Origin of the sequence: Methanocalculus chunghsingensis, from assembly GCF_018132105.1 — an archaeon.
Taxonomy (GTDB): Archaea; Halobacteriota; Methanomicrobia; order Methanomicrobiales; family Methanocorpusculaceae; genus Methanocalculus; species Methanocalculus chunghsingensis.
The window spans coordinates 46,500-67,478 of the sequence record NZ_JWHL01000002.1 but is presented as its reverse complement, the minus strand read 5'-3'; the positions used below and the strand labels follow the sequence as shown (position 1 = coordinate 67,478).

Here is a 20,979-nt window from a genome sequence, read left to right as displayed (position 1 = left end):
AGCATTGAGACCTCGCCTGAGGGGAAAGGTGGAATGGAGGTATCACGCATTTATCGCGCAACATCACTCCCGTCCACGGAACCTCCTCCCTGAGCTGGAGCCAAAATATAATGGGTGTCGCGCCGCGATCGACCCTTCCGTTCGATGATGCGCTTCCCGATGAGGTCGTTTAAATCATTCACCGCGGTCCTTGCGGCAACAGCATTGAGCTCCTGGTACCTGCCGCTGGTGATTGTGCCGTGAACACGCAGGAATGAGATAGCAGCAACCTGTCGTTTGTTCAATCCGAGTTCCTGCATATACTCCTCTGTGATGGGTGAGGGTCGCCATGAAGTGCCGACAGATATCAGCATAATCCACAGGATCAATTCCGGCTGAGACCTCTAACCCACCCTATCTCCAGGAAGGGAGGAGTAAGGATCTCACTGGTGAACTGCCGAGAGAGGGGTTTGATGACCTGATCGGGAGAGAAAGTTATTTGAATTAGGTTGAGATATAATATTGATCAGGAAGATCATATCAGGAAGAGTGGAACATGGCAGAACCAATAGAACTTGGACTTTTTCTGGAGGGTGAAGACGCAGAGCGTTTCCAGCACTATCTGGACTATCCCACAGACACCGATGATGGTCGGGAGCTTATCCGCGAAGCGGCCATTCTGGCCCGCGAGATGCGACTTTGAACGGTAAAATACCCTTCGATACTCTATCTTTCTCTTTTCTCTATGATGACATTGATCTTTCATCATTCAGCTGCGTTGAGCAGGATCTGACCGATTTCCTGATCGAAGACGCTAGGAAAAACCAGGACGCAAGGCTATCTGTCACGCGGATTGTCTCATATGAAGAGCAAATCGTCGGTTTTTTCACACTTACGAATGATTGTATCATTAGAAAAGGGATCGGGGATGATGATGGTGAAGATGGATATCCATATCCGCACTATCCGGCATTGAAGATCGCACGACTTGCAACCCACGAAGAGTTTGAAGGACGAGGTATTGGCCGGGCAATGCTAGTGAGGACGATGGCCATCGCTATGCGGCTCTCGCAGTATGTAGGGTGCCGCATGATCACAGTCGACTCCAAACCCAACTCAGAGGGGTTTTATCTGAAATATGGATTCCAGAGAGCTCTCTTGAAAAAGAAGAGGAATATGACACCCCTCTATCGGGATTTTTATCGTCCCTATCAGGAAGCCGAAAAAAGCATGAGTCCAACCCTGTCTGATTTTGATAGACAGCGGTGATGCCTGGTGCGGGTGAGCGTAAGCCCATGGGGGCGGCAGGGCGCGCCAAAAATTGATGTCCTGTATGGGTGGACGGAGATCGGGTATCGGCATAGGATCTGTAAAGAAATAACCTAATCAAATATTGGGCGAGATGGAGTAGTTCCAATCCCCATGAAACGCAACTCGTGACAGGTTGATATTGGCGATCTCATCATCAGAAACTTTGATTCCTCGCAAATAAATATTCTTATCAAGAACTGCCAGCACATTCAATCCCTCTTTTGTCTTGGTTGAATTAATTGTATTCACGATAACTTCATAACTGGTCAGTGGTCGCCCACGCCAATTTATCGATATAAATGAAAAACGATCGTATCTATTTTAAAAATGACATTGTAGAGGTAATCAGATTCCGATCAATATGGGCAGAGACGAGTGCAGGAATTGTCCCCCACCGGATTATCACATCACCAAAGACGGCGATCACTCCGATGACACCAGTCTCCTCAAGAAGGGAGAAGGATGAGAGATCATCAGGTGTGAGGCTGTTGCAGAGAGAGGTTGCCCATGCATCCGCTGCTGAAACATTCCCTGAAAAGACGGTTACCGCATCGGCTGATCCGAGCGATATCGAAGGGCCGACCGATGCCGATGAGGTACAGATACCGGTTGGCTCCGTCTGCGGGGGTATCAGAAAGGCCGAGTTCCGGTTGGATTCTCCGGCATAGATGCCGATCCTGAGATCCCGATCAGAGATGAGGGCGATATCCCCTCCATTGTCGACGACCCCAAAGCCCGCCCCTGCATCAACCATCGCTTCCACACCCGCCCAGGCAATCGTTCCCGCAACCGCAGCCATCGGTCCGACACCCGCCTCTTCTGCTGCTGCGACCATACGGCGGATCACCGGGTGATCAGATCCCGGATCATATGGATCAAAGGTCGAGGCGAAGAAGGGATCGGTCGCACAGACCGCCTCCACTGCCTGCCGTGCATCCAGAATACCCTCCCGAGCCGCCCCGATATGCTCCTCACAGTCTGCAAGGATGGTCGTGATCGTCTGGTGATGCTGAAAATGCCGCCTGATCATTGCCTGATGGAGAGCGCCTGGTGTGGACAGGCAGGGACACACCTGCCGCAGAGGATGCAGCGATCATCCGTGATGACGAGATGATAGTCCTCATCATAGGAGAAGACCTCCTGGGGGCAGATGCTGATACATGCCCCGCACTCGACACATTCGTACTCATCATGGATGACCGCCTTCTCAAGCTTCTTCACATCAACCCCGCGCTCGATGAGGCGGGCCGATATTCGGTCACCCTCGGCATCAGGGATATCAATGAGGATCCAGCCCTCGGTCGAGTCGATATGCGCCCGCTCGACATTGATCAGGACACCGGTCTCAAGGACGACCTGGGCGATGAGCGGCTGCTTGATCACCTCACGCGGAACGGTGATGAAGAGTTTCATGGCTGCCACCTCCGTTGGATGAGTTTTCCAAGATCCACCGCATTGAGTATCCCGATCACATGGCGTGACGAGTCAACAACCGGGAGGGCACTGATATTATTCTGTTCAAGGCGTTGTGCTGCGAGATCGACCGCCTCATCTGCCGAGATGGTAACAACCTTCTTTGTCATGATCTCTGAGACGGTGAGGGCGTCTCCGTCACGAAGAACAGACTTGGAGACATCATACGTTGTAATGATCCCAACAAGCCTCCCCTCCCGGTCGATGACCGGAAGATGATTCGTCTCTCCTTTGAGGAGTTTCTTCGCGGCAGTCTTCACCAGCTCATTCTCGGTGATGGTGACAACCGCCGGATTCATAATCTCCCGTACCCTCGGGGTCCTGGCAGTCTCCCTCATCGGCCTGTTCCTCTTCTGGTTATTGATCCTCATCGTCGGGAGTGCCAGGGTGAAGGCCCCTTCCTCGACCCTCGCCTTGAGATCGCCTGCCACCTGCCGTGCCATGCTGAAGCTTGAGATTGGGGATGTCCGGATCATCTCGCCATCGATCTCGACGCTCCCGCTCTTCAGTTCGGCATAGGTGACCGTCCGGAGGACAGGCCGGTCCCTTCGTGGCACACCGTAATCGACGATCGATGTGACGAGATCTTCATCCCTGACAGCGGTATTCCTGACGATATCAGTATTGAGAACCGGGAGTGGGATCCCAAGGCCGATATAGAGGGTGACACCATAGCCGGTGATGCTTGCCGCACGAAGGTAGTCGGAGTTCATCTCTTTGAGATCTCCGCTCACCATCAGTGTTGCAAATCCATTCGCCGGAGAGCTCTGGGTCCCTTCACCGATAACCATTCCACTTCCACCTCCAAGGAAGATCGGAACGCCCCCTCCGATAAGCGAGAGTGTGGGATCGTTTGCAAGCGGAGAGAGAAGCCCGGCACCCGAGTATGAGATATTCCCTGTGTTGGAGAGGAGGGTCCCCATATAGGTGTTCAGGGTCCGGTCAGACTGGTTCGTCACGGCATTATAACACTGGTATGTGTTTCTTGGATTGACCATGATCGCCTGGTTCAGATCATCGAGGAGGAGATCGGTTGTGAGAGTCCTCCTTGGGTAGCAGTCGGTCCCTTTTGAGATCGCCCGGAGCTCGACCTGCCTGCCGGAGACGAGATCCTCAAGGACATGGGCACCACCATACGTCGCCCCTTCGGTCGTCGACTCCTGGGTCGCCCCGATATAGGCGTCAACTGCAGCTATACCGGCATACGCCTCGACATCATTCAACCAGAGACGTTCCATCCTGATTGGGGGATCAGCATGGCCGAAGTTGAAGAAGGCGCCTGACGAACACATCGCACCGAAGGTACCGGTTGTCACGACATCGATCTCCCTGAGCGCACCCTCCTCGCCCAGTTCCGAGACGATATCCGGCATCTCCTCGGCGGTGACAACAACGGCACTTCCATCGCGAATTCTTGTATTAATCTCATCGATAGACTTTTCCATACCAATTATCTCTATCCTGCATTAATAATGGTGTCGATTATACCTATTGGTAATATGCCACTCCATAACACCTATTGCCACATTGATCAATTAGCTATGTATGAAAATATCGGCGTTTCTCGACGAAATGGAGAGAATTGCCCCTGCGGCTTTAGCAGAGGAGTTCGATACGGGAAAGATCGGGCTCATCGTTGAGGGAACAGATGAGGTGACGACCATCTGTGCCGCACTCGATCCAACCGTACATGTCGTCAATAGAGCCGCCTCTCTTGGTGCAGATATGCTTGTCGTGCATCATACCCCCATCTTCACCCCTGTCACCAGGATCACCGGCACCACCGCGCATATCCTCGGAACACTCCTTGGGAACGGGATCAACCTCTTTGTGATGCATACGAACTTCGATCATGCGGAGGGAGGGATCAATGACAGCCTCGCCGATATGCTTGGACTGACGAACAGAAAGAGGATGAGCCTCGGCATCGTCGGCGACTTTTCGCTCACCCTTCCAGATCTGGTCTCCCGGCTCTCATGCGGGGTTCGAATCTATGGCACCATCGATGTACCCGGCAGGGTTGCAGTTGTCGGGGGATCCGGATTTCAGCCGGACCTGATGGAAGAAGCAAGAGATCTCGGGGCAGATCTCTTCATATCATCAGAGATGAAGCATAGCATTGCTCGCCAGGCGCCGCTGCCATGTATCGAGGCAACACATTATACCCTTGAATCCCCGGGAATGCGAGCCATCGCAGAAAGAATGGGATGGACATATATTGATGATCCACCGGAGAGTTGTCTTTCGCTATGATCAATCCATGGGTTCTTCTGCAATCCGAGAAGCGTCTCACTGGTGAGGGAAGACGTGCGATTATTCATGCTTACCAGGAGCGGGGAGAGAAGGCAATCCTGGCTGCAGAGCATGGCAATGTGAAAAAATATATCGACTTCTGGGTCGTGGTCGGCAGGAGAGATGAGTATATCGTCGAAGACGGATTCTGTACCTGCGACGACTTCCTCTATAGAGGTGGTGAATGCTGGCATAGTATTGCAGTCAGGATTGCCCGATGCTGCTCTCTATTTGAGGAGTTTGATCTCTATTATCATGAGAAGGGCACCGGAGAACAACAAACAATTTATGGTGACGAACAGAACGTATAGCAAGCACGTGGTTTTACATGCTTGAGGAAGAATACGAGCTAGATTATTTTCGATCAAAGGGATTTTCAAGGAAGGTCTGCAGATCCTGTGGCTCCGCCTTCTGGACGCTGAACCCTGATCGGGAATTATGTGGTGACGCACCGTGCGAGCCATATCAGTTTATCGGAGAGCCGGTCTTTTCGCCACATTCAACCAACGAGATGCGCGAGGCATTCCTCTCCTTCTTTGAGACAAACGACCACACCCGGATCGAGCGGTACCCTGTCGCTGCGAGATGGAGGGATGACATCTATCTTACCATCGCATCCATCGCCGACTTCCAGCCGTTTGTCACAGGCGGAGTTGTTCCACCTCCGGCAAACCCGCTTACCATCTCCCAGCCATGTATCAGGCTCAATGATCTCGATGCGGTCGGGAGATCCGGCCGCCATCTCACCTGTTTTGAGATGATGGCACATCATGCCTTCAACACCGATGAAGAGGAGATATACTGGAAGGACGAAACACTTGAGCTCTGTTCAGACTTCATCTCCTCCATCGGGGGAAATCTTGATGCCGTCACCTTCAAGGAGCATCCATGGTATGGTGGAGGGAATGCGGGGCCGAGTGTTGAGGTCCTTATCGGCGGCCTTGAAGTAGCCACTCTCGTCTTCATGAACCTCGGACGGACGAAGACCTCGGACGCCCCGACGATGATCGATGGAAAGGATTACTATCCGATGAAGCTCCGTGTCGTCGATACCGGGTATGGCCTTGAACGCTTCGTCTGGGCATCAAAAGGATCGCCGACGATCTATGATGCGGTCTTCCCCGATATGGTCTCACGGCTGATGACATCGGCAGGCCTTGAGGATCGGCTCGATAATGAAGAGTTTACCGATATTCTCAGCCTGAATGCGAAGTTTGCCGGTCTGATAGACATCAGGGGGGAGAAGCTTGCTGATCTCCGGAAGAAGGTGGCAGCATCTGTCGGTGTGAGCGTACCGAAGCTCGAAGAGATGATCGTTCCGATTGAGGGGATCTATGCACTCTGCGATCATACCCGATGCCTTGGCTATATGCTCGGGGACTGTATCGTTCCATCCAATGTCCGCGAAGGATATCTTGCCCGTCTCGTCCTCAGGCGAAGCCTCAGAATGATGAGCGAACTCAGTCTCGATGAAAACCTCGCAGATCTCGTCCTCTTCCAGATGAATGAGATAGGGATGAATCAGTTCGAACAGAAAGAAGAGATCATCCGCGAGATTATTGAGCGGGAGACGGCCAAGTATGATACGACCATCTCCCGTGGAAAGCGTGTCGTCCAACGGGTAGCCCAGAGCCATAAGAAGAAGAATGAGCCGGTTCCCCTTGGAGAGATGATCACCCTCTATGAGTCGCATGGGATCCCGACAGGGCTGATGCGAGATATTCTGACCGAGGAGGGGGCAGAGTTCGATCTCCCCGATGATCTCGACTCCATCATCGCAGATAAGCATTCCGAGCTCGAGGAGGTGGCTGAAAATTCTGAGGTCACACGATTTACCGATAGAATAGCAAGTCTTCCCCCGACGAAGAAACTCTATTATGAACGGACATGCGAGTTTGAGTTTGAGGGGATCGTTCTCGACTATTTTGACGGCTATGTCGTCCTTGACCAGTCCCTCTTCTATCCTGAGGGGGGTGGTCAGCCCTCAGATACCGGAACCCTGGTGACCGCGAATAATGTCGTCCGGGTCGATGAGGTGATCACGAAGAATGATCGAATCCTCCATCATATCAAGGGGGGTGTCCTGAAACGCGGTGAGCGCGTGAAAGGGATCATCGACGAGGAGCGCCGCTGGTCGCTTATGCGCCACCATACAGGCACCCATCTCCTCCTCAAAGCATGCAAGGAGGTGCTCGGGCCCCATGTTCATCAGGCCGGATCACAGAATGGTATCGAGAGTTCACGGCTTGATATCCGGCATTATAACCACATTACGCCTGACGAGATGAAACGGATCGAGATCGCCGCCAACCATCTGATCATGGAGAATACCCCGGTCTTCATCAAGGTAGAGGAGCGGAACCGCGCTGAGCAGAAGTATGGATTCTGCCTCTACCAGGGTGGCGTTCCTCCCGGGAAAGATCTCCGTATTGTCCAGATGGGTACAGAAGTGCAGGCATGTGGCGGGACCCACTGCAGGAGCAGCGGTGAGGTAGGTATCATCAAGATTCTCAGGATCGAACATATCCAGGATGGTATCGAGAGGATAGAGTTCTCCGCGGGCCTTGCGGCAATGTATGCAATGCAGCATCTCCAGGATATCGTCAATGAATCGGCGGGGATCCTCTCGGTTCAGGTCGAACATCTCCCGCAGACCGTCGATCGATTCTTCACTGAATGGAAGGAACGGGGGAAGATGATCGATGAGATGGAGTCGCGTCTGGCAGAGATGAAGCTGCAGAGCCTCACCGGCGATCTCGTCAATGGCGTCGAAGTGATCATCCAGCAGGTCGATCTCCCCAGAAAAGAGCTTGTCCAGGTAGCAACAGGTATCGCAGATCGTAAGGGGGTAGCCCTTTTCATCTCAACGACTGGTGGTGTCGGTGTCGTGATGGGATCGGGTGATGGGAAAATTCATGCCGGTGAGATCGTGCGGGATATCTGTTCCATGCTCGGTGGAAAAGGGGGCGGTAAGCCAGCCCTTGCACAGGGTGCAGGGCAGGAGGAGGCAAAGATCGCTGAAGCACTCCTGAAGGCCGATGAACTGATCAGGGCCAAACTCCATGACTGACGAGATTGTCTTCCTTGAGCCGGGGGGTGAGCAGGCACAGAAGATCGCCCGTGCAATGGCCAGCCCGACTGCGGGCGATCTCCTCAGGGGACTTGCAGATGCCCCGAAGAGCACAACTGCCCTGTCAGATGAGCTGCATATCCCACTAACGACCGCGAAATATCATCTCGGAAATCTCCTCGATGCAGGGGTGATCGAGGTGGTCGATACCCGCTGGAGTGCAAAAGGGCGTGAGGTGAAGCTCTATGCACTGAAGAATCAGGTCCTGATCGTCGCTCCGCAGAGGAAGAGTGCGATCGGTCTTGTCAAGAAGTATGCTGCCACGCTTGGGATCTTCGTCGCCGGAACCGCACTCCTCTCGCTCTACCTTCCATCCCTCTCTCAAAGGGAGACGGCGAATGATCTGGTATTTATGGCGGCAGGTGATGCGATGCCGCCTGCCACAAGAATAGCCGGAGATGCGGTTGCACTTCCCCCGATGATGCATGAGTTTGTTACTGCCTTCTTCCTTGGCGGCTGCCTCGTCCTGGTCGCCATGATGCTCTATGAAGCTATCAATTGGCGCAAGGAAAGAAATTAGGTAAGATTGATAAAATTCTCAAGGATCTGAAGTCCGGTTGTTCCACTCTTCTCGGGATGGAACTGGACACCATAGATCTGATCTCTTTTGACCGCTGACGCATACCTCACGATATACTCTGTCTCACAGAGTCGGTTGGAAACGGCTGTATCGACGTAATATGAATGAACAAAATAGAGATAACTCCCCTCAGGGACGCCGTCAAGCAGCGGATCATCCGGGAGCATCTGATGGATGGTGTTCCATCCCATATGAGGAACCTTCATGCCGGGTTCCGGATGAAACCGGCGTACCCTCCCGGGTATGAGGGCAAGGCCTTCATGCATCCCATGCTCCTCACTCTCCTCCATCAGCATCTGCATCCCGAGGCAGATCCCGAGCAGAGGAACGGTCTCAGCCGATCTGATGATACTCTCCCGGACAGGGGCGAGCTTCTCCATCCCCTCCCTGAATGCGCCCACCCCGGGGAGGATGATCCCGTCCGCAGAAGCTATCTCTTCTTCATCCTGCGTTATCACCGCAGTCGCCCCGGCACGCTCAATGCCCCGGAGGACCGACCTGAGATTCCCAAGGCCGTAATCAATAATGGCTATCTTCGTCATTCAATTTCCCCCGATTCTTTCTCCATCCACCGGATGGAAACCATTCTTCTTTCAGACCTGCTGCCCGGCCCCACTCCTGCACAGCAGTTCGCCATCTGTACCAGAGATCAGGATACCGCTCCTCGATCATCGTCAGATGGGCAATATCACTGGACGGGCACATATAGCAGCCGATCCGATCAAGCCCTTCTTCATAAAGGGTATTATATGGCGCCTCTTCCTGAAAGAGGTAGAGCCAGACATGCATCGCATTCCAATTCTGGATCGGTGCAGCGGAGAGCTGGTTTGGGACATTTGGATTCCTCCAGACCCGTCGGCTCTGCATTCGCTTTGCAGATTCGTACTTCCTCTGGCCGATGAGTGAGAGGCATTCACCAAAATGCTCATTGATCAGATCCTTCACCGGCGTCAGCTTACATGCTTTACAGCACCAGCGGAGATCCACAGCCGGAGGACCATGTTCTGCAAACCCTTTCCAGAACCCCCCCTCTCCATCACCCGTCAGCACGGTGCAGTTGTATCTCTTCTTCACTTCTTCGATGTTCGCATAGGTCTCGGGAAACTCAAGCCCGGTATCGGCAAAGATGAGGGGGACCTGGCCAAGCGCCTTATTGGCGAGGAGGAGTGTAACAAGGCTGTCTTTCCCACCCGAATAGGAGACGGTGACGGGGAGGGTTTCTGCCTCCGCAACATCCCGGATGAAGGTGATCGAATCGGTCTCCATCCGGAGAAGGATCTCCCGGTTCGCCCGGACCGCATCCTCCCATGTCGCAGGTCCCGGGATGAAGATATGCGGACTGTTCTTCCGGAGCCGGACGATCTGACCGCGAGAGGTGCCCTTCGCCTCCTCTGCCCCCATCTTCGCCCGGCCGACACCGATGCAGGTTCCGTCTGTGGTCATGACGAAGACCTCGTCGCCCGCCATGACATGCTGATCAATACTGATGAGTCCTGGGGCAAGGACACTTGATCCATCCCGGATGAAAGAGGCGGCATCGTCACTCACAACGAGATACCGTTTCTCAGGCGTGAGAAGGGCAGCGGCATGCGGCCTGGGGAGGGCTTCCCACCGGCTCTCGACGGGAAGGTACCGGATCGCGCCGACGACAGCCCCCCCAAGAATGATCTCCTCCATCCGATCATCGTCGGGAACTTTGTTGAGGATAACCAGGTGGCCATCCGGAATCAGCACTGCACCGAAGGTATCCTCAAATATCCTGTTGATGAGCCGGATGTCCGAGGGAAACGCCGGGCGTGCATCTCCGGGAGGAGTGATTCCAACAGCGCGCGTCTTCTCACCACAGGCGCACCGCTTTCCCAGGACCGGTACATGGCAGGCATCGCACCAGTGGAGAGGAATTGCTCCGAGATAGGGTGATTTCATCCTTTACAGGTTGTGCCAGATCGATTAAATAGTCGATTGTGTCCTGTCATGAGGCATATCTACCGGAGATTAATCGGATATATCCGGATAATGCAAAAAAAGACCGTCTTATCTGTGGACGGATGGAAAGCAATATTTTAGTTAAAAGATCACTATTGATCATGATAAACTTCAGGCAGGGGCTTACTCTACAGCCGATGCTGTTTTCTTTTTATCAAAAAACGACACAATGTCGTTGCGCATGGGGGGTTGAACACCCGTGATCCGCCTTCTGGCAACCATGGTCGCCGCATTTGTGGCGTACCTCCTGTTGACAGCAGGTTCAGGTGATATACTGCTCTGGTCCGGGCCCGAACTGGTGGCCGGAGCTATCATTGCCATCATCGTCGGGATCACATCATATCGTATTTTCTGCAGATCAGAAAACCTGCGGATGGCAAACCCGCTCCGGATTCTTCTCCTTCTCGTCTATGCGGCCATTCCGTTACTCATCGAGATGGCGCGGGCAAACATCGATGTTGCGATCCGGGTCATCACAGGCAGAGTACACCCGGGAATCATCAGGGTGCGAACAGGGATGAAGACCGATCTCGGGCTCCTTCTTCTGGCAAACTCGATCACCCTCACGCCGGGAACCCTCTCTGTGGATGTGGATGAGGAGAGCCGGGATCTCTATGTCCACCTGATCAATGTTCCGGAGGCGCTCCGTACTGAGAAGAGTGTCGACTCACGGGAACTCTTCACCTTCTTCAATATTCCAGGATGGATACGGAGGATCGCGGAATGAACGATATCTTCTATGCAGCTATTCTCGCACTGCTGCTTCTGATCCTCGTTGCCGGTATCAGGCTTGTGATAGGGCCGACAGTCCCGGACCGGGTTGTTGCCCTTGATACCATCAATACTCTGATGGTCGGTTCGATGATCCTGCTGGCTGCGTATCTGGGCCAGACGATCTTTGTTGATGTCGCGATCGTCTATGCCCTCCTCTCATTCCTCGGGACACTTGCCATTTCAAAGTATATCGGAGGAGAATTATGATTACAACCGCAGCATTGATCTGTATCGTGATCGGTGTCATCTTCAATGCACTTGGAGCAATCGGTATCCTCCGGTTCCCGGATGTGTACACCCGTCTCCACGCAGAGACGAAGATGACGACATTCGGGACGATCTTCGTCTCACTCGGTGTAATACTCTATGCCGCCGGGATGCTGACCGGAACAGGTGATGCACAGTACCTGACGCTTGGGATCCATACCGCCATCGCTGTCATCGCCCTTGCCTTTACAAACGCCACCGGCTCCCATGCGATCGCACGGGCTGCCCACAGAAGCGGTGTGAAGCCGGATCCCGCAGTGGTGGATCGACTTTCGGAGGTGAAGCGGCGTGATTGAGATGATCCTTCATCTGGTCATCCTCTCCGGGATTGTTATCTCGGCAGGGCTGGTATTTGCTCTCCGGGACCTTGTCTCAGCGGCAATCGCCTTTGCGACATTCAGCTTCCTGCTTGCAATCGAATTCTATATCCTGCAGGCTCCGGATGTTGCGCTGGCTGAGGCTGCCATCGGAGCCGGCCTCTCAACTGCTGCCTTAATGATTGCTATCCGTGGCACAGTCCGTTCAGAAGGTGATGGCATATGAGACGAAGACTCTCGATCGTGCTTACGCTGCTTACTGTCATGATGCTCGGCGTCATCGTCACCGGCCTCTCGTTTGGAGAGCCCGGTGCGGCACCGATGGACGACTACTTTATCGAGAACAGCCAGAGTGAGAGCGGTGCAAACAATGTCGTCACCGCAGTTCTCTTCGACTACCGTGGTCTCGATACACTCGGTGAGGCGGCCGTCCTTTTTACTGCAGCACTCGGAACAACGCTCATCTTCCGCCGACGGAGGGATGACTGAATGCAGATGAGCAGAATTGTTCGGACAACGGCTGATATTGCATTCCCATTCATTCTGGTGTATGGATTCTATATTATCATCCATGGACATCTGACACCAGGTGGTGGTTTTCAGGGAGGGGCGATCCTCGCCTCCGCTATGCTTCTCCTTCTCCTTGCGTACCGCTATCACGAGAGCATCAGACATGTCAGGAAGACGATGATGAAGACGCTTGAATCAGGCGGACTTCTCCTCTTCGCCTTCACAGCGCTATCCGCGATGGCTCTTGGAGCAGGGTACTTCTATAACTGGCTCTCTCCGGGTGGAGTTCTCTTTGGAGATATTGTCGAGGTGGGATCGGCTCTTGCAAATCTGAATACAGCAGGTCTGATCCCGATCATGAATCTCGCCGTTGGTATTGAGGTGGTGGGTGCGGTCAGTGTCATCCTCCTCGCACTCCTCTCAGGAATTAAGGAGAAGATCTGATGCTTACACAACTACCATACCTGGCCGTCGTCCTGATTGCAGGGATCGGGATCGCAACGATCCTCCTGAAGAAGAACCTGATCAAGATGATCATGGGGCTTGGAGTCCTGACCGGATCTGCAAACCTCTTCCTTGTGACCCTCGGATACAGGGATGGGGGGATTGCTCCAATTTATACGAGTGCACCTGAAGGGGTCATGGTCCTCTCCACCGTGCAGGCGATGACCGTGACGAATATCGTCATCGGCTTTGCAACGACTGCGCTATTGCTTGCGTTTGCTATTATGCTATACAGAAAATATGGATCTGTTGAGACCGGAGATATACGGAGGCTGCGCGAATGAGCCAGTACGTACCACTCCTCGTCGCATTACCGCTCATCGCTGCATTTGCGATGCCCCTCGTCGGGATGCTTGGAAAAACGATCAGAAACAGCCTTGCGATCATCGCAATGGCCGGGACGGTCACTGCTGCCCTCCTCCTCGTCTATGAGGTTCTGGTCAATGGGACGATCATCTATGCTTTTGGCGCATTTGATCCCTCACTTGCCATCCCATTTGATTCAGGCGGGGTTCCGATACGGATCCTCTTTGTGATAGATGCGATGTCGGCGTTCATGGTCCTGACAGCAGCGATCATGATGTTTGCCGTTGTCCTCTACTCGCTATCGAGCGAGTCCGAACAGACCGGCCAGGATGGATATTATGCCCTCCTCTTCCTGATGATGGTCGGTATCTTCGGGATGGTGACGACAGGGGATCTCTTCAACTTCTTCGTCTTCCTCGAGATCAACTCTCTTGCCGGTGCCGCACTTGCCGCCTACCGGATCAACAAGGGACTCTCGGTGGAGGGTGGTCTGAAGTACGCGTTCATCTCAACGATTGCAGGCCTCTTCTTCCTCTTTGCCATCGGGATGCTCTATGGCCAGTATAACTCGCTGAATATTGCATATATCGCATCGGTCATCGATCTGACCGGACTGTCACTGGTTGCACTCGTCCTGATGATCACCTCCCTTGCGATGAAGGCGGGATCTGTCCCGATGCACTTCTGGACACCGGACACCTATTCCAGTGCGCCCTCCTCGATCACGGCGATCCTGATCGTCTCGAGTATGGCAAGCCTCTATGCCATCTTCCGTGTCGCCTTCTCACTCTATGGAGTGACGATGAATGTCGTGACGATCGGATGGATCATCATCATCCTTGGTATCCTCTCGATGTTCATCGGGGTATCGATGGCGTTACCCCAGAAAGATGTGAAGCGGCTGATGGCATATCACTCGGTCTCGCAGATCGGCTATATGCTGGTTGGTCTTGGTGTTGGTGTTGCGGTCCTTGGGGATACACAGATGATGAATGAGTTTGGCCTCGTCGCAATGGAAGGAGGTATCTTCCATATCATCAATTATGCACTCTACAAGGGCCTCCTCTTTCTGATCGCCGGTGCAGTCATCTACCGGTGTGGGACGAGAAATCTGAATGAACTCGGCGGCCTCGGCCATTCGATGAAATGGACGATGGGATTCTTCATCATAGCGGCGCTTGCCATTGCCGGTATACCGCCATTTAATGGCTTTGCATCAAAGATACTTATCTATGAGTCGGTCTTTATATTCAATCCGTATATATCGGTGATCGCGATGGTCGTCTCAATCATGACCCTCGCATCATTTGTGAAGGTCTTCCATTCAATGTTCATGGGTCCGAAGCTTCCGCAGTATGCAGAGGTGAAGGAGGTACCCCTCCCGATGCTCATCGGCATGGGGCTCCTTGCGGCTCTGATCATCCTCTTCGGTCTCTTCCCGGATCTTGTTGTGAATCTTCTTATTGAGCCTGCCGCTCTTGCATTCATCGACCAAAGCGGCTATATCTCATCCGTCATGGGAGGTATCTGAGATGCAGACAACACTCTATAGCGGTTTTGGCGTCTGGGATCCGGTCATCTGGACGATAGCCGGAGCAGTGATCCTGCTTCTGGTCTATCTCTTCTGGAGGAGCGGGGTCTCAACCTACCGGAAAGGAAGCGAACAGGAACGACCCTACCTCTCCGGGAATGCCGAACCCGAGAAGAACGCGGTCCATATCGGTGGAGGGAACCTTTACTGGGGATTCACCGAAGGGCTGAAAGGATATTACTCCCGGCTCGTCCCGGTCCATACCGGTGATCTGAATGATTACATGCTCTGGTACTTCGGGGTACTGGTTGCTGTCTGCGCACTGGTGGTGATCTTCCAATGACACTGTCATCATCATTCAAGCGGTCGCTCTTTGTATTCCATTTCAATGCGGGCTCCTGCAATGGATGCGATATCGAGATCGTTGCAGCAATCACGCCCCGGTATGATCCGGAGCGGTTCGGTGTCCGGCTTGTCGGTTCCCCCAAGCATGCGGATGTCCTCCTCGTGACCGGGCCGGTGACGGGGAAGATGGCGCCACGGCTCCGAAGGGTCTATGACCAGATGGCAGATCCGAAGGTTGTGATGTGTATCGGAACCTGCGGCCAGTCAGGGGGGGTCTTCTATGACTCCTATAATCTTGAGGGGCCGATCGATCAGATCATACCCGTTGACGTCTATGTCCCGGGCTGTGCCCCACGGCCGGAGGCGATCATTCATGGTGTCGTCACCGCGATAACAAAACTCGAACGATTGGAAGGAGGTGAGGTATGAACGAGACAATACTTACGCCACAGGAACTGGTCGATCGGTTCATGGATACATTTGGTGAAGCAATCACCGATCCCAGGATCGTTACCAGGGCCGAAGGGGCGAAGAAGAACCCAAATACAAATATCTGGATGACGATCGATCGCGAGATCCTTAAGCCCGTTATCAGTCTGTTAAAAGAACTCTATTATCCGCATCTCTCAGTCATCTCGGGATGGGATACCGGGGACGAGCTTCGGCTCCAGTATATCTTCTCGATCTATTATGGAAAGCCCCACGGAGAGTACATGGTCACCTTCACGGTGCCGCTGAAGAAGACAGATCTTAGCGTCCCGACGATATCGGATCTTATTCCCGGAGCGGTCTTCACGGAGCGGGAGAAGCAGGAGATGTATGGTATCACTGTCGTGGGTATTCCCGACGGCCGCCGCCTCTTCCTGCCTGAAGATTTCCCACAGGGCGTCTATCCTCTCAGAAAGGATGAAACAGGGATTCCTGATTCGATGATAAAGAACCTCTGGGAGACGAAGCGGCCAACAGACCGCCCCGCACCGCCTGTCGCCGAGAAGGAAGATACTGAAGAGAAGCCGAAGGAGGTGAAGTCTGATGAGTGATGAGATGAAGAAGAAGCCGTATGTGGTTCCAATCGGTCCGATCCACCCGGCATTAAAGGAGCCGGTCCAGTTCCTCTTCGAGATGGAAGGGGAGGTCGTGAAGAAGGCGGACTTCGCCCCTGGACAGACCCACCGGGGGATCGAATGGATGGGGATGCGCAGAAACCCGGTCCAGATCGTCCACCTGACCGATCGTATCTGTGGTATCTGCGGTGTGACCCACTCGCTCTCGTTTGCGCGGGCTGTTGAGCAGATCGTCGATATCGAGGTCCCCGCAAGGGCAGATTATATCAGGGTGATCATCGCTGAACTGGAACGTATCCAGTCCCATCTCCTCTGGGCAGGGGTTGCTGCACATGAACTTGGGTTTGATACCCTCTTCTATCTCGCCTGGCGGGTTCGGGAGGATTCGCTCGATGTGATCGAAAATATCACCGGAAACCGGATCAACTATGGCCTCGTCCAGATAGGCGGGGTCAGGCGGGATATCACCCCGGAGCAGCATCCGGTGATTCATAAATGTCTGGATGGGTACCGTGATCTCCTCGGAAAGATGCTCAATCTCTTCCTGCATGACACAACCATCTCAATCCGGTGCAAGGATACAGGGAAACTCTCGTTTGAGGAGGCGTTGCACCTCTGCACCGTCGGCCCGACTGCCCGCGCCTCCGGCGTGGTGAAGGATGTCAGGGTCGATTATCCCTATGCCGCATATGGCGATCTCGATATAACCCCGATCCTCCCGTCTGCATATGGCGGGGAGATCAACGGTGATGTCTATGACCGGATTGTTGTTCGCCTCCTTGAGATCGAACAGTCGATCGGGATCATCGAGACCTGTCTCAAAGAGATGCCGGAGGGCGGGATCATCTGGGAACCGAAGCTCCCGAAGCTGCTTGCGGCCTGTAAGAAGGCGCATGGCGAGGCGATCGGCAGGCATGAGGCACCCCGTGGGGAGTGCACTCACTATGTTGCGATGGATGGGAACGAGGCTCCTGCGATGTGGAAGGTGAAAGCATCCTCATACAGCAACCTTCACTCCTGGATTCCGATGCTTGAGGGTGAGCAGCTCGCCGATGTTCCGATCATCGTCGCCTCGATCGATCCCTGTTTATCATGTACTGACCGTGTTGCGGTGGTGCGTGGGAACTCCAGTGACCTGCTTACGAAAGAGGATCTTCACCGGCTCTCGGTCGAAAAGACCCGGAGGATCCAGGGATGCTGACGGTGATTCTCCAGACGGTGGCGGCTGCTGTTGCCTTCTCGGTGATCGGGATCGTCGTCGGTCTCTTCCTTCTTGGGATCGACCGGAGGATCTCTGCCCGGATGCAGGCCCGGATCGGGCCGATCCTCATCCAGCCGTTTTATGATATCAGGAAGCTCTTCTCAAAGGATAATATCGTTCCTGAGAATGCGATCCCCTCGATCTTCCATGCTGCACCGATCGTCGCCCTTGCCTCGTCGATCATCGTGCTGCTGTACCTTCCGATCGGATCGATGATGCCGATCCTCGGAGGATATGGTGATCTCATCCTGGTGATGTACCTGCTTGCTGTTCCGTCACTTGCGATGGTCGCTGGTGGTTTTGCATCAGGGTCACCGTATGCGACGGTTGGTTCCCAGCGTGAGATGGTGAGCATGATTGCATATGAGCTCCCGCTTGCTTCTGCGGTGATCGCCATCGCCTGGCTCCTCTATTCATCAGGGATCTCTGATCCCTTTACACTTCAGGCGATCGTGGAGAATCCGGTCTGGACACTCGTCGGCCCGATCGGGTTTATCGGACTTGTTGTCCTGATGCTGACGCTTGCCTGGGTGACACCGGCAGAACTCTCAAAGATCCCCTTCGATTCGCCTGAGGCCGAGACCGAACTTGCAGGCGGCCTGCTTGTTGAGTATTCAGGAAAGAATCTCGGCCTCTTCACCGTCGCCCAGGGAGTCAAGACCCTGGTGATGGGGGGGCTTGCCGTGGCAATCTTCTTCCCCTGGAATATCTCACCCCTCCTTGGTCTGAGTTCCTATGCAGCGCTTGCAGTCGATGCTGTATTCTTCTTCCTGAAGGTTGTGCTGCTGATGATCATCTCGGTGACGGCCATCAGGACAGGACTTGCCAGATTCAGGATCACCCATGTTGTCACCATCTTCTGGGTGTATCTTGGTCTTGCAGGGCTTCTCGGCCTCTCGCTCATTATCCTTGATTCAGTTGTTATGGGGGTTCTCTAGATGGCACTCCCGATGATCCGTGAAATCTTCACCCAGCTCTTCAGGACACCGGCGACGAACCAGTTCCCTGCCCGCCATCTTCCAAAATCGGTCACTGAGTTCCTGAAGAAGGTCGGTTCCGGCGAGGCGAGGATGATCCCCCCGGTTGCAACACCCCCTGCATTCCGCGGGAAGATCCAGTATGATCGCGACGGGTGTATCGGCTGTAAGCTCTGTCTCAAGGTCTGTCCGGCACATGCGATCGAGTTCATCCCTGAGACGAAGAGGGTCAGGATCTATGTGGCAAGCTGCATCTTCTGCGGCCAATGCAATGACATCTGTCCAAAGCATGTCCTCACGATGAGCGATGAGTTCCTCCTTGCGACCGAGGACCGGTTTGCTGAGAATCAGATTGTTGAGTGAGGGGAGAGACCCTTTTTTTATCCCTGATGACGGGACAGGACGAAGCAGAAGCCCGGTTTGAGGATTATATGAGCCTTTATTACACAGACTCCTCACTCCTCCGAGGGGGGCACCGCCTACCCCCTCGGGTTCCAGGGTAGGTGGTCTGGCGACCACCGAACGGGGCTTGCTCTTCGTCAGTGAGGATAGATGGTGCTTCGCGCCCCACTTCTTGTTACTGGTCTCTCTCCCCTCTCAACTACAGTTTCTCATTCTCTGTCTCTTGTGTAGAAAGGGATGCCACAGTGAGGATGACACCAGAATACTCAATTGATACTTGCTCAGGAATCAGGGAAGTTGGCGATCAGAAATTTGGATTAGAGTCATTCTGCTATGTTTTCCCTGCTCGCTCCTTCATATTCATCAGAGGTTAGAGATCCATCCGATCGAGAGGACTGCCATACTTTTATGCATTCATCTAAATGAGCGAGGAGACTCCGGCATTCATGCCGGGGAGGAATCTCCCGAAATTGAAACATAACGTATAACGTGTGGTACAACCCATATCGATATAATGGTTATTCGAACCGTGTCAAATTATATGCGCCTGTCCCAACGACAGCATTATATTATTGACACGCTCGCATACCATGCAAAGAATCTGTACAATGTTGCATTGTACAATACCCGGCAGCATTACTTTGAATATTGCGAAAACATTTCGGTTCTCCAGACGATTCGACCGGATATTGCATCAAAGGTCACCACCTGTGTCGGTTCCTTTCTCCCCTATACCCGGAAGAAAGACTTTCCATACAAAGATATCTCAAATTATGCCCGGTCCCGTCAGAATGAGAACTATCCGCTGCTCCATAGTGATGTTGCGCAGCAGACCCTCAGAAGTGTTGAAGAAGCGTACAGCTCGTATTTTGCACTGATGCGGATGTACCACTCCGGCGAACTCCCACACCGACCACGTCTTCCACGCTATCTGGAGAAGGATGGCCGGTACAAACTGGCTTTTCCTGCGTCACATATCACGATCCGAAACGGCAATGTCACCCTCGGCATGGCACGAATGTTTAAAAAACAGCATGGTTTAACCGGGAAAGAACTGACCTTCAAAATTCCGCCACACATCCAGCCAAACCGGATCCGTGAAGTGACTATTGTTCCAGTCCATAACGGGAAGGTATACAAGATCGAATGTGCGTATACTGTTTCCGTACAACCAATATTTTTCCATCCTGACCATTATCTTGCGATCGATCTCGGCGTCAACAATTTTGCGACGATCGTTGAGACTGCTACCGGGACTGCCTCGATTATCGATGGTATGTATCTGAAATCAATTAACCGGTGGTATAACAAAGAAAACGCCAGATTACAATCGATTAAAGATAAACAGGGTTTAACAAAGGATTTCACACACAGTCAGTCCCGGCTCCTCATCAGGCGGGATAACCGGATCAACGAAGCGATGAACCGGATTGTCGCCTATCTGATCGCGTTTGCCTGTGAGCATGGAATCGGCACCATTATTGTGCCGCGATGGGATGGGATCAAACACCAGATCAATCATGGTGCGATAAACAACCAGAATTTCGTCCAGATCCCCTATGCGAAGTTTCGACAGAAACTGCGATCCAAATGCGAGCTCGTCGGGATACAGTATGACGATTCCCATGATGAACGGTATACCTCGCAGGTTGATGCCCTGGCACGTGATCCGATCGAGAAACCATGGTATGGACGAACCCGTCGTATTACGCGGGGACTGTATCAGAGCAGCTCCGGTACCGTGATCAATGCGGATGTAAATGGTGCGCTCAACCATTTGAGAAAAGTAGCTGGTGATTCGGGTATTACGCCGATAATCAGTAGCGGCCGTGTCAACCGGCCGGTACGAATAAGGCTCAACTACGAGCAACCTTCGTGCAGATTAAATTGCACTATCAGTCGTATGACTGGTATTGCAAGCCCCGCCGTTTAGGGCGGGGTAGTTGACGCTTGTAAGTATATGGTATCAG

At 53.3% G+C, this 20,979-nt stretch carries 27 protein-coding genes and 1 pseudogene; 21 read left to right on the top strand and 7 right to left on the bottom strand.

Features of this window, described 5'->3' with window-relative positions:
* Positions 1–50: 50 nt before the first annotated feature.
* Entirely contained in the window at positions 51–368 is a 318-nt protein-coding gene (locus RJ53_RS01845; protein WP_211529910.1) for a hypothetical protein, read from the bottom strand.
* Positions 369–535: 167 nt separating this feature from the next.
* Here RJ53_RS01845 and RJ53_RS01840 point away from each other — a divergent pair, with 167 nt between their 5' ends.
* Together RJ53_RS01840 and RJ53_RS01835 are read left to right on the top strand one after the other, a co-directional pair.
* Positions 536–682 carry a hypothetical protein gene (locus tag RJ53_RS01840; RefSeq protein ID WP_211529909.1) on the top strand — a complete coding sequence of 49 codons (147 nt, stop codon included), beginning with the start codon at positions 536–538 and terminating at the stop codon, positions 680–682.
* Positions 679–1,248 carry a GNAT family N-acetyltransferase gene (locus RJ53_RS01835; RefSeq protein WP_211529908.1) on the top strand — a complete coding sequence of 190 codons (570 nt, stop codon included), beginning with the start codon at positions 679–681 and terminating at the stop codon, positions 1,246–1,248. The genes RJ53_RS01840 and RJ53_RS01835 overlap by 4 nt, the downstream gene beginning before the upstream one ends.
* Before the next feature lie 117 nt (positions 1,249–1,365).
* On the opposite strand, the pseudogene RJ53_RS01830 reads toward RJ53_RS01835, so the two are convergent.
* The 4 genes and pseudogenes from RJ53_RS01830 to RJ53_RS01815 form a co-directional block, all read right to left on the bottom strand.
* Positions 1,366–1,596, bottom strand: a pseudogene (locus RJ53_RS01830) (ISAzo13-like element transposase-related protein); the annotation flags it as partial.
* A gap of 10 nt (positions 1,597–1,606) precedes the next feature.
* Positions 1,607–2,320, bottom strand: coding sequence for a UPF0280 family protein (locus RJ53_RS01825; RefSeq protein WP_211529907.1), 714 nt, complete (start codon positions 2,318–2,320; stop codon positions 1,607–1,609).
* A complete protein-coding gene (locus RJ53_RS01820; protein WP_211529906.1) occupies positions 2,317–2,703 on the bottom strand; it encodes a 4Fe-4S dicluster domain-containing protein in 387 nt (128 codons plus the stop codon). The genes RJ53_RS01825 and RJ53_RS01820 overlap by 4 nt, the downstream gene beginning before the upstream one ends.
* Entirely contained in the window at positions 2,700–4,208 is a 1,509-nt protein-coding gene (locus RJ53_RS01815; protein ID WP_211529905.1) for a homocysteine biosynthesis protein, read from the bottom strand. Before RJ53_RS01815 ends, RJ53_RS01820 begins: the two co-directional genes overlap by 4 nt.
* Before the next feature lie 100 nt (positions 4,209–4,308).
* Between RJ53_RS01815 and RJ53_RS01810 the strand changes: the two genes are divergently transcribed.
* The 4 genes from RJ53_RS01810 to RJ53_RS01795 are packed head-to-tail and all read left to right on the top strand — an operon-like array spanning position 4,309 to position 8,705.
* Complete coding sequence (locus RJ53_RS01810; RefSeq protein WP_211529904.1) at positions 4,309–5,016, top strand: Nif3-like dinuclear metal center hexameric protein; 708 nt, start codon at positions 4,309–4,311, stop codon at positions 5,014–5,016.
* Entirely contained in the window at positions 5,013–5,366 is a 354-nt protein-coding gene (locus RJ53_RS01805) for an SWIM zinc finger family protein (protein WP_211529903.1), read from the top strand. The genes RJ53_RS01810 and RJ53_RS01805 overlap by 4 nt, the downstream gene beginning before the upstream one ends.
* Positions 5,367–5,383: 17 nt before the next feature.
* Positions 5,384–8,125 (top strand): alanine--tRNA ligase, encoded by a 2,742-nt coding sequence (gene alaS, locus RJ53_RS01800; RefSeq protein ID WP_211529902.1) that lies wholly within the window; start codon positions 5,384–5,386, stop codon positions 8,123–8,125.
* On the top strand, positions 8,118–8,705 hold the full coding sequence (locus tag RJ53_RS01795; protein ID WP_211529901.1) for an ArsR/SmtB family transcription factor: 588 nt from the start codon (positions 8,118–8,120) through the stop codon (positions 8,703–8,705). Before alaS ends, RJ53_RS01795 begins: the two co-directional genes overlap by 8 nt.
* Here RJ53_RS01795 and hisH read toward each other — a convergent pair.
* Positions 8,702–9,307, bottom strand: a complete 606-nt coding sequence (gene hisH / locus RJ53_RS01790) for an imidazole glycerol phosphate synthase subunit HisH (RefSeq protein ID WP_211529900.1) — start codon at positions 9,305–9,307, stop codon at positions 8,702–8,704. The genes RJ53_RS01795 and hisH overlap by 4 nt on opposite strands.
* A complete protein-coding gene (locus RJ53_RS01785; RefSeq protein ID WP_211529899.1) occupies positions 9,285–10,691 on the bottom strand; it encodes a phosphoadenosine phosphosulfate reductase domain-containing protein in 1,407 nt (468 codons plus the stop codon). The genes hisH and RJ53_RS01785 overlap by 23 nt, the downstream gene beginning before the upstream one ends.
* A gap of 259 nt (positions 10,692–10,950) precedes the next feature.
* On the opposite strand from RJ53_RS01785, the gene RJ53_RS01780 reads away from it, so the two are divergent.
* The 15 genes from RJ53_RS01780 (at position 10,951) to RJ53_RS01710 (ending at position 20,942) form a co-directional block, all read left to right on the top strand.
* The gene (locus tag RJ53_RS01780) at positions 10,951–11,478 is read left to right on the top strand and encodes a Na+/H+ antiporter subunit E (protein WP_343221807.1); all 528 of its coding nucleotides are present in this window, start codon (positions 10,951–10,953) and stop codon (positions 11,476–11,478) included.
* The gene (locus RJ53_RS01775) at positions 11,475–11,732 is read left to right on the top strand and encodes a cation:proton antiporter (RefSeq protein ID WP_211529898.1); all 258 of its coding nucleotides are present in this window, start codon (positions 11,475–11,477) and stop codon (positions 11,730–11,732) included. The genes RJ53_RS01780 and RJ53_RS01775 overlap by 4 nt, the downstream gene beginning before the upstream one ends.
* Positions 11,729–12,088 carry a monovalent cation/H(+) antiporter subunit G gene (mnhG, locus tag RJ53_RS01770; RefSeq protein WP_211529897.1) on the top strand — a complete coding sequence of 120 codons (360 nt, stop codon included), beginning with the start codon at positions 11,729–11,731 and terminating at the stop codon, positions 12,086–12,088. Before RJ53_RS01775 ends, mnhG begins: the two co-directional genes overlap by 4 nt.
* A gap of 1 nt (position 12,089) precedes the next feature.
* Positions 12,090–12,335, top strand: coding sequence for a hydrogenase subunit MbhD domain-containing protein (locus tag RJ53_RS01765; protein WP_246495947.1), 246 nt, complete (start codon positions 12,090–12,092; stop codon positions 12,333–12,335).
* The gene (gene mbhE, locus RJ53_RS01760) at positions 12,332–12,598 is read left to right on the top strand and encodes a hydrogen gas-evolving membrane-bound hydrogenase subunit E (RefSeq protein ID WP_211529895.1); all 267 of its coding nucleotides are present in this window, start codon (positions 12,332–12,334) and stop codon (positions 12,596–12,598) included. The genes RJ53_RS01765 and mbhE overlap by 4 nt, the downstream gene beginning before the upstream one ends.
* 6 nt (positions 12,599–12,604) lie before the next feature.
* Positions 12,605–13,063: an MnhB domain-containing protein gene (locus tag RJ53_RS01755; protein WP_246495938.1), complete on the top strand. Its 459-nt coding sequence runs from the start codon at positions 12,605–12,607 to the stop codon at positions 13,061–13,063.
* Entirely contained in the window at positions 13,063–13,407 is a 345-nt protein-coding gene (locus RJ53_RS01750) for a sodium:proton antiporter (RefSeq protein ID WP_211529893.1), read from the top strand. The genes RJ53_RS01755 and RJ53_RS01750 overlap by 1 nt, the downstream gene beginning before the upstream one ends.
* Positions 13,404–14,960, top strand: coding sequence for a proton-conducting transporter transmembrane domain-containing protein (locus RJ53_RS01745; protein ID WP_211529892.1), 1,557 nt, complete (start codon positions 13,404–13,406; stop codon positions 14,958–14,960). The genes RJ53_RS01750 and RJ53_RS01745 overlap by 4 nt, the downstream gene beginning before the upstream one ends.
* Position 14,961: 1 nt before the next feature.
* Positions 14,962–15,303 carry a hydrogenase gene (locus RJ53_RS01740; RefSeq protein WP_211529891.1) on the top strand — a complete coding sequence of 114 codons (342 nt, stop codon included), beginning with the start codon at positions 14,962–14,964 and terminating at the stop codon, positions 15,301–15,303.
* Complete coding sequence (locus tag RJ53_RS01735; RefSeq protein ID WP_211529890.1) at positions 15,300–15,734, top strand: NADH-quinone oxidoreductase subunit B family protein; 435 nt, start codon at positions 15,300–15,302, stop codon at positions 15,732–15,734. The genes RJ53_RS01740 and RJ53_RS01735 overlap by 4 nt, the downstream gene beginning before the upstream one ends.
* The gene (locus tag RJ53_RS01730) at positions 15,731–16,345 is read left to right on the top strand and encodes an NADH-quinone oxidoreductase subunit C (protein ID WP_211529889.1); all 615 of its coding nucleotides are present in this window, start codon (positions 15,731–15,733) and stop codon (positions 16,343–16,345) included. Before RJ53_RS01735 ends, RJ53_RS01730 begins: the two co-directional genes overlap by 4 nt.
* Positions 16,338–17,570 carry a hydrogenase large subunit gene (locus RJ53_RS01725; protein WP_211529888.1) on the top strand — a complete coding sequence of 411 codons (1,233 nt, stop codon included), beginning with the start codon at positions 16,338–16,340 and terminating at the stop codon, positions 17,568–17,570. Before RJ53_RS01730 ends, RJ53_RS01725 begins: the two co-directional genes overlap by 8 nt.
* Positions 17,564–18,568, top strand: coding sequence for a respiratory chain complex I subunit 1 family protein (locus RJ53_RS01720; protein ID WP_211529887.1), 1,005 nt, complete (start codon positions 17,564–17,566; stop codon positions 18,566–18,568). Before RJ53_RS01725 ends, RJ53_RS01720 begins: the two co-directional genes overlap by 7 nt.
* A complete protein-coding gene (locus tag RJ53_RS01715; RefSeq protein WP_211529886.1) occupies positions 18,569–18,970 on the top strand; it encodes a 4Fe-4S dicluster domain-containing protein in 402 nt (133 codons plus the stop codon).
* Positions 18,971–19,523: 553 nt separating this feature from the next.
* Positions 19,524–20,942, top strand: coding sequence for an RNA-guided endonuclease InsQ/TnpB family protein (locus RJ53_RS01710; protein WP_211529885.1), 1,419 nt, complete (start codon positions 19,524–19,526; stop codon positions 20,940–20,942).
* Positions 20,943–20,979: the final 37 nt, after the last annotated feature.